Here is a 13,947-nt window from a genome sequence, read left to right as displayed (position 1 = left end):
GCAACGAGGGCGGCCCCACTTCCCGGCAGGGAAGGGAGGTCCGCCCTCGCTTATCGCTCTACGGCTATCCGATCCGAAGGATCAGACGGCCGGAACGATGTTGACGACCTTGCGGCCACGGTGGGTGCCGAACTGCACCGCACCGGCCTCAAGCGCGAACAGCGTGTCGTCGCCACCGCGACCGACACCGGCGCCCGGGTGGAAGTGGGTGCCACGCTGGCGGACCAGGATCTCACCGGCGTTGACGACCTGACCGCCGAAGCGCTTCACGCCGAGCCGCTGAGCGTTGGAGTCGCGACCGTTCCGGGTGGACGATGCGCCCTTCTTGTGTGCCATGTCTCCTCAGTCCCTTACTTCGCAGCCGTGGGGATGCCGGTGATCTTCACCGCGGTGTACTGCTGGCGGTGACCGATGCGCTTGCGGTAACCGGTCTTGTTCTTGTACTTCAGGATGTCGATCTTGGCACCCTTGTGGTGGTCGACGATCTCGGCCGAGACCTTGATGCCGGCCAGGACCCACGGGTCGCTGGTGACGTTCTCGCCGTCGACGACGAGCAGCGTCGAGAGCTCGACCGCGTCGCCCACCTTGCCGGTGGAAATCTTGTCAACCTCGACGATGTCGCCGACAGCAACCTTGTGCTGGCGACCGCCGCTACGCACGATTGCGTACACGCGGATCTCACTCTCTCGCTAGTAAAGGGACCTCTGATGCCAGCCGCTCGCACGGGCCGGGGCCCGTGACTGTCCGAGTGGACGAACGGCCTCTCCCGGCGGGCCGGGAGGGGTTTGCTCAGTGGCGTGGCGCCGTAACAGACACCGACCGTCAAGATTACGTGCCCTTGACGAACGGGTCAAACCGGCCCCTCGCCGGGGTGGCCGTCTCCGCGCAGGGCACGCACGACCACGCCGAGCTCGGCCCCGGCGGGGCCGGAAGACGGGGCCCGGCCGTCACCGGCCGGGCCCCGTCCACGTCACTCAGTCCTCCGAGGAGGACACCGCTTCCGCGGCCTTCTTCGTCGCCCGCTTGGCCGGGGCCTTCTTGGCCGCCGTCTTCGTGGCGGCCTTCTTGGCCGTGGCCTTCTTCGCGGTCGTCGTCTTCTTGGCCGCCGTCTTCTTGGCAGCGGCCTTCTTCGCCGGAGCCTTCTTGGCGGTGGCCTTCTTCGCGGCCGTCTTGCGGGCGGGCTTCTCGGCCGGGGCCTCGGCCTCGGCGACGCCCTCGGCACCCTCGACGCCCTCGGACACCGGCTCGGAGGCCGGCTCCGCGGCCGCGGCCACGGACGGGACGACCACCACGGCGGCCTCCGTGTCCGACGGCGAGCCCGCGGGCGCGGACGCCCGGCGGGTCACCCGGCGGCGCGGCCGGGCGGGCGCGGCCGGGGCCGCCTCCGCCACGGGCTCGGCCACGGGCTCGGCGACGGCCTCCGGAGCGGCGGCCTGCGGCGCAGGCGCCTCCACGACGACCTCGGGCTCGGCTGCGGCGGCCCGCGGCGCACCCGCCGGGGCGGACGCCTTACGGGTCGCCCGGCGGCGCGTACGGCCACGCTTGGAAGAGGCGGCCTCCGCCTCCGCGGCGCTGCCGAACCACTCCTCGTCGCCGCCGATCGACGGCTGCAGCTGCGCCTCCGTGACGGCCACGGGCTCCAGCTCGGGCTCCTCGTGGGCCGGCTCGGCGGCGGCCGCGGGGGCCTCCTCGACGGCCGGAGCCGCCTCGTGCACGTGCTCGTGCTCGGGCGCGGCAGCCGCACCCTTGCCCTTCTTCTTGCCGCGCTTGCCGCCACCGCCGCCGCCGACGGACGCCGGCTGGTCCATGTGGACGATCACGCCGCGGCCGTTGCAGTGCACGCAGCTCTCGGAGAAGGACTCCAGCAGGCCCTGGCCCACCCGCTTACGGGTCATCTGGACCAGACCCAGCGAGGTCACCTCGGCGACCTGGTGCTTCGTCCGGTCCCGGCCCAGGCACTCCAGCAGGCGCCGCAGCACCAGGTCCCGGTTGGACTCCAGCACCATGTCGATGAAGTCGATCACGATGATGCCGCCGAGGTCGCGCAGCCGCAGCTGGCGCACGATCTCCTCGGCCGCCTCCAGGTTGTTCCTGGTGACCGTCTCCTCCAGGTTGCCGCCCTGGCCGGTGAACTTGCCGGTGTTGACGTCGACGACGACCATCGCCTCGGTCCGGTCGATCACCAGCGAGCCGCCGCTCGGCAGCCAGACCTTGCGGTCCAGCGCCTTCATCAGCTGCTCGTCGATCCGGTACGTGGCGAAGACGTCGACGTCCGACGTCCACTTCTGCAGCCGCTCGGCCAGGTCGGGCGCGACGTGCGAGACGTAGCCGTGGATGGTCTCCCAGGCCTGGTCACCGCTGACGATGACCTTGGAGAAGTCCTCGTTGAAGATGTCGCGGACGACGCGGACGGTCATGTCCGGCTCGCCGTAGAGCAGGCTCGGCGAGCTCGTCGAGATCTGCTTCGACTTCTTCTGGATGTCCTCCCACTGCGCCTGCAGACGCTCGACGTCACGGCGCAGCTCGTCCTCGCTCGCGCCCTCGGCGGCGGTGCGCACGATGACGCCCGCGTCCTCGGGGACGATCTTCTTGAGGATGGTCTTCAGGCGCGCGCGCTCGGTGTCGGGGAGCTTGCGGCTGATGCCGGTCATCGAACCCTCGGGCACGTACACGAGGTAGCGGCCCGGGAGGGAGACCTGGCTGGTCAGACGCGCGCCCTTGTGCCCGATCGGGTCCTTGGTGACCTGGACGAGCACGGACTGGCCGGACTTCAGCGCGGTCTCGATGCGGCGCGGGCCGTTGCCCATGCCGAGCGCCTCGAAGTTGACCTCGCCGGCGTACAGGACGGCGTTGCGGCCCTTGCCGATGTCGACGAAGGCGGCCTCCATCGACGGCAGCACGTTCTGGACCTTGCCCAGGTAGACGTTGCCGACGTAGCTGGTGGCCTGCTCCTTGTTGACGAAGTGCTCGACGAGGACGTTGTCCTCCAGCACGCCGATCTGGGTGCGCTCGCCGCTCTGGCGGACGACCATCACCCGCTCGACGGCCTCGCGGCGGGCCAGGAACTCGGCCTCCGTGATGATCGGCACACGGCGGCGGCCCTGCTCGCGGCCCTCACGGCGGCGCTGCTTCTTCGCCTCCATACGGGTCGAGCCCTTGATGGACTGCACCTCGTCGAAGCCGGTGCCGGGCTCGCGCTCCTCGCGCTTGCGGGGCTCGCGGACCTTGACGACCGTACGCTCCGGCTCGTCCGCACCCGGCTCGGTGTCGACGGCCTCACCGCTGCGGCGGCGACGGCGACGGCGACGACGGCTGCCGGCGCTGCCGGCGGCCTCCTCGGCCTCGGCCTCGCCCTCCTCGGGCTCCTCCTCGCGGGCCTCGGCCTCCTCGGCCTCGGCGGCCTGCTCGTCCTCGAACTCGCCCTCGGCGTCCGCGGCCTCGCCACGGCGGCGGCGACGGCCACCCCGGCGACGGCGACGCGACGGGCGCTCGCCCTGCTCCTCGTCCTCGGCGGCGGCCTCGGCCTCCTCGGCCTCCGGCTCCTCCTCGGCGGCCGGGGCGGCGGCAGCGGGCTGCGCCTGCTCGGCCTCGGCGGGCTCGCCACGGCGGCGGCGACGGCGGCGGCCGGCGGGCTGCGCCTCGACGACGCGCTCCTCCACGGCCTCGACCTCGGCCGGCTCCTCCTCCTCGGCGGCCGCGGCTGCGGCAGCCGCGGCGGTCTCCGGGGTCTGGAACATCGGCTCGGTGAAGACGGGCGCCTGGAAGACGGCCGTCGGGGGGCGCACGGCGCGGCGGCGGCCACCACGCGCAGGGGCGGCGGCCTCCGCGGCCGGTGCGGCCTCGGTGGTCCTGGCCTCGCGGGCGCGGCTCGCCTCCTTGGCGGCCTCAAGAGCGGCGGCGGCCTGCTCGGCGTCACCGGCGGCGACGCGGCGACGCGTCCGCGCACGGGCCGGAGCCGGCTCGGCGGCGGCCTCGGCGGGCTGCTCGGCCGGGGCGGCGGCGGGGGCGGTGGCACGGCGGCGCGTACGGCGGCCACGGGGCTCGGCGGCGGGGGCCTGCTCCTCGGGCTCGGCGACGGCCTCGGCGGGCTCGGTGACCTGCTCGGCGGCCTGCGGGGCACCCGCCGGAGCGGTCGCCTTACGGGTGGCACGGCGGCGCGTACGGGCCGGAGCGGCGCTCTCCTGCGGCTCTTCGGCCACGGGCTCGGCGACGGCCGCGGACGGCTCCACGACGGCCTCGGCGGCCTGCGGCGCACCGGCCGGAGCGGAGGCACGGCGCACGGCGCGACGGCGCGGACGGGCAGGAGCAGCGGCCTCTGCAGCCTCAGGGGCGGCCTCGGCGACCGGGGCCTCCACGGCCTCGGCGACGACCGGCTCGGCGGCCTCGGCAGCCTGCGGCGCACCCGCCGGAGCGGAAGCACGGCGCACGGCGCGACGGCGCGGACGGGCAGGAGCAGCGGCCTCTGCAGCCTCAGGGGCGGCCTCGGCGACCGGCTCGGCGGCGGCCGGGGCCTCGACGGGCTCGGCGGCGGCCTCGGCGGCCTGCGGGGCACCCGCCGGGGCGGTGGCCTTACGGGTGGCACGGCGGCGCGTACGGGCAGGGGCTGCCGGAGCGGCCTGCAGCTCCTCGGCCTCCTCCTCGGCCTCTTCCGCGACGGCGGCGGCGACGGCCGGCTCGACCGGCTCGACGACGGCTGCGGCACCCTTCGGCGCACCCGCCGGCGCGGTGGCCTTACGGGTGGCACGGCGGCGCGTACGGGGAGCGGGCTCGGCCGCGGGCTCCTCGGCGGGCTCGGCGGTCAGATCCACCGGCTGCGGGGACTCGGCCACCTCGGGGGCGGTCGCCACGGCCGGCTCGGCGGCCTTCGGCGCACCGGTGGACGCGGTGGCCTTACGGGTGGCGCGGCGGCGCGGGCGGGCGGGCGTCGAAGGAGCGGCCGAGGCCTCGGCCTCCGGCGCCGCAGGGGCCTCCGCCGCAGGTGCGGCGGCGGCTTCGGGGGCCTCGGACGAGGCTGCGGCTGCGGCCGGCGGGCCCGCGGGGCGGGAAGCCGCACGGCGGCGGCGACGTGCCGGCAGCGTGTCGCCGGGGCCGGTGTTGTCGGATTCGGTCCCGGCAGGGCCGGGCTCAGTGGGCTCAATGGATTCGAGCATGCGGGCGGTTCTCCCGTCACGCTCCCGGGCGCCGCGCCGGTTCCGGCCCGCCGGCCCGCGTGATGTGCGCGGTACCGCCGTCCGGGGCGCGGTCGCCGCACGGGAGCTGTCGTCTCGCTCGCCGGGTCCGATGCTCATCGGCACCGGCGAAAGTCTCCTGGTCAGTGCGCCTGCCGCACCGGGTGGCTCCCTGGTGTCCGGCGGCGCTTCGACGGCCGTCCTTACGCGGAACCTTCCGGCACCTGCACATCGCCTGCGGGGCTCGGCCCGGCGGCCGTGGTGGGGAAGGCCGGGGCGGCTTCGCGGTCGGGCGCGAGCGGGTCGGTCACCGTGCCGGACTCCTCATCGAGCAGCCCCTGCGCCAGCCTGGTCACCGCAGCGGGGACCGGCGGCGCCAGGTCGGCCGTAGCGCGGAGACCGGACAGGACGTCGTCGGGTCGAACGGCGGGTGTGGCATGCCGAACAACCAGCCGCAGTATCGCACAGGGACCGTCGCCGGGCCTATCGGCCGCGGCGTCCCGCGCTTCGAGCCGGACCACGGCGCCACGGGCGTCGAAGGTCCGCACCCCGTTTTTGGTGCGGCGCTGGACGTCCACCTGCTCGGCGGCCGTGAACGCCGCCACGGCGCGCTCGGCGTCCGCGGCCTCCACGCCGTCCAGCCGCAGCTCCCAGACGGAGGCCTCCAGCCGGTCGGCGAAGGAGGACGTACGGGCCTCCACGGCGTCCGTGATGTCCAGCCCGTCCGGCAGCGACTCGTCGAGCAGCTTGCGCAGCTGCTCCACGTCGCGGACCTCGGCGAGCTGGATCTCCAGGTACTCGGCCTCACTGCCCGTGCCGGTGGGTGCGGCATTGGCGTACGACACCTTGGGGTGCGGGGTGAAGCCCGCCGAGTACGCCATGGGCACCTCGGCGCGCCGCAGGGCGCGCTCGAAGGCGCGCTGGAAGTCACGGTGGCTGGTGAACCGGAGGCGGCCGCGCTTGGTGTAGCGCAAGCGAATGCGCTGCACCGCGGGAGCGGGCGGGGGGCCTTCGGGCTGTCGCTTGCCCAGTGGTCTGATTCCTTCGTGAGAGCGGTCGTACTGCTACCTAGAGTACGTGCCGCGGGGGCCCTGCCAACCCGGCAGGACCCCCACTCGAACAAGCGTTCTTACTTGACGACGGAGAGCGGCAGCAGCTTCTTGCCCGTCGGGCCGATCTGGATGGACGTGTCCATCTGCGGGCACACGCCGCAGTCGAAGCACGGCGTCCAGCGGCAGTCCTCGACCTCGGTCTCGTCAAGGGCGTCCTGCCAGTCCTCCCAGAGCCAGTCCTTGTCGAGACCGGAGTCCAGGTGGTCCCAGGGCAGGACCTCCTCGTACGTACGCTCGCGCGTCGTGTACCAGGCGACGTCCACGCCCTGCTCCGGCAGCGTCTGCTCGGCGCACTTGATCCAGCGGTCGTAGGAGAAGTGCTCGCGCCAGCCGTCGAAGCGGCCGCCGTCCTCATAGACCGCGCGGATGACTGCGCCGACCCGCCGGTCACCGCGCGAGAGCAGGCCCTCGATGATGCCGGGCTTGCCGTCGTGGTAGCGGAAACCGATCGAACGGCCGTACTTCTTGTCACCGCGGATCTTGTCGCGCAGCTTCTGCAGGCGGGCGTCCGTCTCCTCCGCGGAGAGCTGCGGGGCCCACTGGAACGGGGTGTGCGGCTTGGGCACGAAGCCGCCGATGGAGACGGTGCAGCGGATGTCGTTGGAGCCGGAGACCTCGCGGCCCTTGGCGATCACGTTGACCGCCATGTCGCCGATCTGCAGCACGTCCTCGTCGGTCTCGGTCGGCAGGCCGCACATGAAGTACAGCTTCACCTGGCGCCAGCCGTTGCCGTACGCCGTGGCGACGGTACGGATCAGGTCCTCTTCCGAGACCATCTTGTTGATGACCTTGCGCATGCGCTCGGAGCCGCCCTCGGGGGCGAACGTCAGACCGGAGCGGCGGCCGTTGCGCGTCAGCTCGTTGGCGAGGTCGACGTTGAAGGCGTCCACGCGGGTGGAGGGGAGGGACAGACCGATCTTGTCCTCCTCGTACCGGTCCGCCAGGCCCTTGGCGATGTCACCGATCTCGGTGTGGTCGGCGGAGGACAGCGAGAGGAGGCCGACCTCCTCGAAGCCGGTCGCCTTGAGACCCTTGTCGACCATCTCGCCGATGCCGGTGATGCTTCGCTCCCGCACGGGGCGCGTGATCATGCCGGCCTGGCAGAAGCGGCAGCCGCGGGTGCAGCCGCGGAAGATCTCGACGGACATGCGCTCGTGGACGGTCTCCGCGAGCGGCACGAGCGGCTGCTTCGGGTACGGCCACTCGTCCAGGTCCATGACGGTGTGCTTGGACACGCGCCACGGCACGCCGGACTTGGTGGGCACGACACGGCCGATGCGGCCGTCCGGCAGGTACTCGACGTCGTAGAAGGCCGGGACGTACACCCCGCCCGTCTTCGCGAGACGGAACAGCAGCTCCTCGCGGCCGCCGGGGCGGCCCTCCGCCTTCCAGGCCCGGACGATCTCGGTGATCTCCAGGACGGCCTGCTCGCCGTCGCCGATGACCGCGCAGTCGATGAAGTCCGCGATCGGCTCGGGGTTGAAGGCGGCGTGACCGCCCGCGAGGACGATCGGGTCGTCGATCGTGCGGTCCTTGGACTCCAGCGGGATGCCGGCCAGGTCGAGCGCGGTGAGCATGTTGGTGTAGCCCAGCTCGGTGGAGAAGCTCAGGCCGAAGACGTCGAACGCCTTGACCGGCCGGTGGCTGTCCACGGTGAACTGCGGCACCTTGTGCTCACGCATGAGCTCCTCAAGGTCCGGCCACACGCTGTACGTGCGCTCGGCGAGGACGCCCTCGCGCTCGTTGAGGACCTCGTAAAGGATCATGACGCCCTGGTTGGGCAGGCCGACCTCGTAGGCGTCCGGGTACATGAGGGCCCAGCGCACGTCCGTGCTCTCCCACGGCTTGACCGTGGAGTTGAGCTCTCCACCGACGTACTGGATGGGCTTCTGCACATGCGGGAGCAGGGCCTCGAGCTGTGGGAAGACCGATTCGGCAGTCATCTGGGGGGACCTTCGTGAGCTGGCAAGGGGCGACTCTCAAGCGTAACGTGCCGGGAATCGCCCCTTGCACGCGATCTTGACCAGCCCTGCATCTGCGGGGAGCAGCCGGGCTTAAGGTCACGCCCGCAGCTTCGCCCGGTACCGCTTCCGGGACGCCTTGCGCCACACCAGCGGCAGCTCCGTCTCGTCCCACGCGGCCCGCCGCTCCTCCCGGCCGTACAGCAGTCCCAGGGTGAACGTGCTCTCCCCCGCCGCGTGGGCCTCCGCCGCGAGGGTGCGCAGGGCCGTGCGGGTCATGACGCTGTCCTGGTGGTCGCCGAGGAGCGTCTGGACCTTCTTCATGCGGGACGTGAAGCGCTTGGCCGGCTTGCCGAGCGCGGGCACGGCGGCCTCGGCGGCGTAGCGGGCGCGCTTGGCCGCCTTGCGGGCGTCGTGGAGGGCGGTGTCGCGCCGGGGGCCGCGGCCCGTGGCGAGGGCGTGCTCGACGCGGCCGGCCAGCCGCTCGTAGTCGTGCAGGACGGCCCCGGCCAGGACCTCCGGCGCGGGGAGCGCGGCGGCCTTGCGCAGGGGCGGGTCGGCGAGGAGGGCGTCGAGCGCGTCCAGGAGGGCGAGGTAGCGCTCGCCGTCGAGGAGGGCGAGGACGCGCTTGCGGGAGCCCCTGACGCGGCCGGCCGCGTAGATCCGCAGCCGGGCACGGACGGGCCCGAGGACGAGCGCGTCCGGCAGTGCGGCGAGGTCTTCCTGCAGGCGGGCGGCGATGACCTCGCGGTCCCGGTCGGCGCCGAGCTCCTCGGCGAGCCACTTCAGCTCCACGCCGAGCGGGTCGGTGACCTTACGGTCCAGGACGTCGCGGTACGTGCGGAAGGCGCTGCGCAGGCGGCGCGTGGCGACGCGCATCTGGTGGACGGAGTCCTCGGCGTCGCGGCGGACGGCGGTGTCGTACACGAGCAGGGCGTCGGCCTGCTGCCGTACGTAGGCGAGGACGTGGTCCCCGGCGGTGGCGGGGCCCCGGTGGCCCTTCTTCCCCGGCTTCTCCGCCTTCTTCCCGTCCCCCGTTTCCTGCAGCGCCCTCGCCAGCTTCGACGGCGCGTCGGAGGGGCTCAGGCCCTCCTCCAGGAGGCACTCCTCGACGGTGTCGAGGAAGGCGGGATCGGTGCCGCTGCCGAGCTCCACCTCGAACTCGGTCCAGCGGGCGCTGCGGCCGCCGTCGCCGAGGCGGTCGGCTCTGACCTTGTCGGCGCTGGCCTCGGCGAGGAGCGTGCCCCGGGCGTCGAGGAGGCGGCTGACCTCGCGGCGGGAGCGGATGCGGACGAGGGGGACGAGCGCGGCCTGCCGGACGCGGGCCCGGACGAGGGCGGCGAGGGCACGCGGCACGTCCGGTGAGAGGGGCGCCCGGATCTCGTCCCGCACATTGGGGGCGACGGGCAGCTTGAGGTGCCAGCCCTCGTCGGAACCGCCGGTGCGGCGGCGCAGGGTGATGCCGGCGGCGGCGAGGCGCCGGTCCGCGGTGTCGTAGTAGACGGCGTCGAGTTTGTGCGTGCCTTCGTCGGTGACGCTCGCGACGCCCGCGACACGGCTCAGGTCGGGCAGCGACGCGCCTCCGGCGTGGTTCCCGGCTTCGTACTTCCGCTCGATCTCGCGCAGAGTGTCCGCCATAGTGCCGAATCTAGTGCGCATGTGCCCCACGGGGCAGCCCTTTGTCAGCCGCGCCGCCGTACCCGGGGCTCCGCCCCGGACCCCGGTCCTCAAACGCCGGACGGGCTGATTTTCTCCGGCTACGCCGACACCGGGCGCTGCACCTTGATCGACTGCAAGAGCCCGATCGCGATCCACGCCGCGAACATCGACGATCCCCCGTACGACACGAACGGCAGCGGCAGGCCCGTCACCGGCATGATCCCCAGGGTCATCCCGATGTTCTCGAAGGACTGGAAGGCGAACCAGGCGATGATCCCGGCTGCCACGATCGTCCCGTAGAGCTCGGTCGTCTCGCGGGCGATCCGGCACGCGCGCCAGATGACGACGCCGACGAGGAAGATGATCGCCCCGGCGCCGACGAAGCCGAGTTCCTCGCCCGCGACGGTGAAGATGAAGTCGGTCTGCTGCTCGGGGACGAACTGCCCGGTGGTCTGGGAGCCGTGGAAGAGGCCGGAGCCGAGGAGGCCGCCGGAGCCGATGGCGATACGGGCCTGGTTGGTGTTGTAGCCGACGCCGGAGGGGTCGAGCGCGGGGTTGGCGAAGGCGGCGAAGCGGTTGATCTGGTACTCGTCGAGGACGCCGAGCTGCCAGATGAGGACACAGCCGAGGACGCCGGTGCCGAGCAGCCCGGCGACCCAGCGGTTGGAGGCGCCGGAGGCCAGCAGCACGGCGAGGACGATGACGACGAGCACCATCACGGAGCCGAGGTCGGGCATCAGCAGGATGACGACGATGGGCAGCGCGGCGAGGCCGAGGGCCTCGACGACGGTGCGGTGGTCGGGGTGGAGCCGCTCCCCGGCGTCGACCTTGGCGGCGAGCAGCATCGCCATGCCCAGCGCGATGGTGATCTTGGTGAATTCGGAGGGCTGGAGGGAGAAGCCGCCGCCGAGCTGGATCCAGGACCGGGCGCCGTTGATGGTGGCGCCGAGCGGGGTGAGGACGGCGACGGTGAGCACGACGGAGATGACGTAGAGGATGGGCACGGCGCCACGCAGGGCGCGGTGGCCGACCCAGACGGCGCCGACGGCCAGGCCCAGGCCGATGCCGGTGTTGAGGATGTTGCGGAGCAGGAAGTAGTACGGGTCGCCCTGGTTGAGCTCGGTGCGGTTGCGGGTGGCCGAGTAGACGAGGAGGGTGCCGATGCCGGAGAGGGCGAGGGCGGCCCAGACCATCACCCAGTCGAGGCGGCGGAGGACGGAGTCGCGGGCGGTGAGGCGGCCCCAGGCGGAGCGCTCGGGGCTGTAGCGGCGGGCGCGGTAGCCGTCGGTGGCGGTCACGTGTCCTTCTCCTCCTTCCGGGCCGAGGGGCTGGGCGGGGGCGGCTCGATGGGCTGGGCCTCGATGGTGCCGTCCTTCTCGATCTTCGGCAGGCCGGTCTGCGGGTGCGGCAGGAGGGCCTTCTTGGCGTCGATCTTGCCCTTCTCGTCGACGCCGTAGAGGGCGTTGTAGATGTTGCGCACGGCGGGGCCGGAGGCGCCGGAGCCGGTGCCACCCTGGGAGATCGTCATGATGACGGCGTAGTCGCCGGTGTAGGTCGCGAACCAGGAGGTCGTCTGCTTGCCGTAGACCTCGGCGGTGCCGGTCTTGGCGTGCATCGGGATCTCTTTCTGGGGCCATCCCTCGAAGCGCCAGGCGGCGGTCCCCTGGGTGGCGACGCCGGCGAGGGCGGCGTCGATCTGGTCGCGCGTCCTGCCGTCGAACGGGAGCCTGCCGTGCGACTTCGGGGCGATCTCCTGGACGGTCCTGCCGTCGGGGCTGATGACGGCCTTGCCGACGGTGGGGTTCCAGAGGGTGCCGCCGTTGCTGATGGCGGCGTAGATGGTGGCCATCTGGAGGGGGGTGACAAGGGTGTCGCCCTGGCCGATGGAGTAGTTGACGGAGTCACCGGCGCGCATGCGCATGCCGGACTCGCAGTTCTCCTTGGCGATCTGCCCGGCGTAGCTGTTGTCGGTCTTGCCCTGCTTGCACCAGGAGTCCTTGTTGGCCTCCCAGTACTTCTTCTTCCACTCGCGGTCGGGGATGCGGCCGGTGACCTCGTTGGGGAGGTCGATGCCGGTCTCCTTGCCGAGGCCGAACTCGTGGGCGGTCTTGTAGAACCAGTCCCCCGGGTGCTTGGGGTTGTTGCCGCCGTCCTTCTGCCACTGGCGGTAGGCCAGGTCGTAGAAGACGGTGTCGCAGGAGACCTCCAGGGCCCGGCCGAGGTTGATGGGGCCGTAGCCCTTGGACTCGAAGTTCTTGAAGACCTGGTTGCCGATGCTGTACGAGGCGGAGCAGTTGTAGTTGTCGTTGAAGGCGTAGCCCGCCTTGACGGCGGCGGTGGCGGAGACGACCTTGAAGATCGAGCCGGGGGCGGCCTGGCCCTGGATCGCCCGGTTGAGCAGCGGGAAGCCGGAGTCCTTGCCGGTGAGGTTCTGGTAGTCCCTGGCGGAGATGCCGCCGACCCAGGCGTTGGGGTCGTAGGTGGGGTTGGAGGCCATGGCCACGACGCGGCCGGTCTTCGCCTCCATGACGACGACGGCGCCCGCGTCGGCCTTGTAGTTGGTGCCGGTGTTGCGGTCGACCTCCTTGCGGGCGTCCTTCATCGCCTGGTCCAGCTCCCGTTCCGCTATGGCCTGCACGCGGGCGTCGATGCTGGTGACGACGTTGGCGCCGGGGACGGCCTTGTCGCTCTTGGCCTTGCCGATGACGCGGCCGAGGTTGTCGACCTCGTAGCGGGTGACGCCGGCCTTGCCGCGCAGCTGCGAGTCGTACTGCCGCTCCAGGCCGGAACGGCCGACCTGGTCGGAGCGGAGCAGCGGGGAGCGGCCGGCCTTGGCCTTGATGATCTCGTCGTCGGTGACGGGCGAGAGGTAGCCGAGGACCTGGGCGGTGTTGGAGCCGCCGGGGCCGGCGTAGCGGCGGACGGCGGTGGGCTCGGCGGTGATGCCGGGGAAGTCCTCGGCGCGCTCGCGGATCTGCAGGGCCTGCTGGGTGGTGGCCTCGTCGGTGATGGGGATGGGCTGGTAGGGCGATCCGGCCCAGCAGGGCTTGGGGGTCTTGGCGTCGCACAGCCGGACCTTGGCGGTGACGTCCTCGGGCTTCATGTTCAGCACGCCCGCGAGGCGGGTGAGGACGGTGCGGCCCTTGTCCTTCATCTTCATCAGGTCGGTGCGGCTCGCGGAGACGACGAGGCGGGTCTCGTTGTCGGCGAGGGGGACGCCGCGGGCGTCCAGTATCGAGCCGCGGGTGGCGGGGGCGACGACCTGCTGGATGTGGTTGTCGGCGGCTTCGGCGGTGTACTCGTCGCCGTTGCGGATCTGGAGGTACCAGAGCCTGCCGGCGAGGGTGAGCAGGAGGGAGAAGACGAGGATCTGGATGACGACGAGGCGGATGGTGACACGTGAGGTCCGTCCACCGTCAGGCAGGTTGCTCACAGCCGCTTCACCCCCTTCATCCGTCCCGGCCGGCGCAGCCCGGTGCGCTGGCCGCCTACGCGTCCGGTGCGGCTGCCGCCCATCGTGCTGGGGCCGTCGGCGGACAGCGGGTCGGGCTGGACGCGCCTGGCCATGGCCATGACGAGCGGCACGACGAAAGGCGCCAGCAGCAGGTCGTAGAGGGCCGCGGTGAAGACGAGGCTGGTGAGGCCGACGTTGCGGGCGGCGGTGTCGCCGACGAGGGAGCCGACGCCCGCGTAGAGCAGCGTGGAGCCGACGGCCGCGGCGACGACGACGAGCATGGGCACGGTGGCCGAGCGCAGCTTGCCCGTCTCGGGCCGGGCGAGACCGACGAGATAGCCGATGACGCACAGGACCAGGGCGTAGCGCCCGGTGGCGTGGTCGGCGGGCGGGGCGATGTCGGCCAGCAGGCCGGCGCAGAAGCCGATGACGGCGCCGTTGGTGTGGCCGTGGACGAGGGCGAGCCCGACGACGACGAGGAGCAGGGGGTCTGGCACGGCTCCCGGCAGGTGGAGCCGTGCCAGGACGGTCACCTGCACGACGAGGGCGACCACCACGAGCGCGGTCGAGAGCAGGATCCGGTTGAGGCGCAT

Annotated in this window: 9 protein-coding genes; all 9 read right to left on the bottom strand. The window is 72.4% G+C overall.

Going from position 1 to position 13,947, the window contains the following annotated elements:
- Nucleotides 1–81: 81 nt before the first annotated feature.
- Nucleotides 82–336, bottom strand: coding sequence for a 50S ribosomal protein L27 (rpmA, locus tag IE241_RS07055; RefSeq protein WP_058044469.1), 255 nt, complete (start codon nucleotides 334–336; stop codon nucleotides 82–84).
- A gap of 14 nt (nucleotides 337–350) precedes the next feature.
- Nucleotides 351–671, bottom strand: a complete 321-nt coding sequence (gene rplU, locus IE241_RS07050) for a 50S ribosomal protein L21 (RefSeq protein ID WP_030366503.1) — start codon at nucleotides 669–671, stop codon at nucleotides 351–353.
- A 303-nt stretch (nucleotides 672–974) separates the two neighbouring features.
- On the bottom strand, nucleotides 975–5,150 hold the full coding sequence (locus IE241_RS07045) for an Rne/Rng family ribonuclease (RefSeq protein ID WP_190020749.1): 4,176 nt from the start codon (nucleotides 5,148–5,150) through the stop codon (nucleotides 975–977).
- Between the two features lie 221 nt (nucleotides 5,151–5,371).
- Nucleotides 5,372–6,157, bottom strand: a complete 786-nt coding sequence (locus IE241_RS07040) for a TIGR03936 family radical SAM-associated protein (RefSeq protein ID WP_190020748.1) — start codon at nucleotides 6,155–6,157, stop codon at nucleotides 5,372–5,374.
- A gap of 140 nt (nucleotides 6,158–6,297) precedes the next feature.
- The gene (locus IE241_RS07035; protein WP_190020747.1) at nucleotides 6,298–8,223 is read right to left on the bottom strand and encodes a TIGR03960 family B12-binding radical SAM protein; all 1,926 of its coding nucleotides are present in this window, start codon (nucleotides 8,221–8,223) and stop codon (nucleotides 6,298–6,300) included.
- Between the two features lie 117 nt (nucleotides 8,224–8,340).
- Complete coding sequence (locus IE241_RS07030) at nucleotides 8,341–9,879, bottom strand: CYTH and CHAD domain-containing protein (protein WP_190020746.1); 1,539 nt, start codon at nucleotides 9,877–9,879, stop codon at nucleotides 8,341–8,343.
- Between the two features lie 119 nt (nucleotides 9,880–9,998).
- Complete coding sequence (gene rodA / locus IE241_RS07025) at nucleotides 9,999–11,198, bottom strand: rod shape-determining protein RodA (protein WP_190020745.1); 1,200 nt, start codon at nucleotides 11,196–11,198, stop codon at nucleotides 9,999–10,001.
- Nucleotides 11,195–13,333: a penicillin-binding protein 2 gene (gene mrdA, locus IE241_RS07020; protein ID WP_190020744.1), complete on the bottom strand. Its 2,139-nt coding sequence runs from the start codon at nucleotides 13,331–13,333 to the stop codon at nucleotides 11,195–11,197. Before mrdA ends, rodA begins: the two co-directional genes overlap by 4 nt.
- A complete protein-coding gene (gene mreD / locus IE241_RS07015) occupies nucleotides 13,330–13,947 on the bottom strand; it encodes a rod shape-determining protein MreD (protein ID WP_190020743.1) in 618 nt (205 codons plus the stop codon). The genes mrdA and mreD overlap by 4 nt, the downstream gene beginning before the upstream one ends.

This window comes from Streptomyces hiroshimensis, assembly GCF_014650335.1.
GTDB lineage: Bacteria > Actinomycetota > Actinomycetes > Streptomycetales > Streptomycetaceae > Streptomyces > Streptomyces hiroshimensis.
This window is presented reverse-complemented; position numbering and strand designations above follow the sequence as displayed.

Coding starts and splice junctions, on each gene's coding strand:
- IE241_RS07035 (WP_190020747.1), bottom strand. CDS start 8,223: ATGACTGCCGAATCGGTCTTCCCACAGCTCGAGGCCCTGCTCCCGCAT.
- mreD (WP_190020743.1), bottom strand. CDS start 13,947: ATGCGCCTCAACCGGATCCTGCTCTCGACCGCGCTCGTGGTGGTCGCC.
- IE241_RS07030 (WP_190020746.1), bottom strand. CDS start 9,879: ATGGCGGACACTCTGCGCGAGATCGAGCGGAAGTACGAAGCCGGGAAC.
- rpmA (WP_058044469.1), bottom strand. CDS start 336: ATGGCACACAAGAAGGGCGCATCGTCCACCCGGAACGGTCGCGACTCC.
- IE241_RS07045 (WP_190020749.1), bottom strand. CDS start 5,150: ATGCTCGAATCCATTGAGCCCACTGAGCCCGGCCCTGCCGGGACCGAA.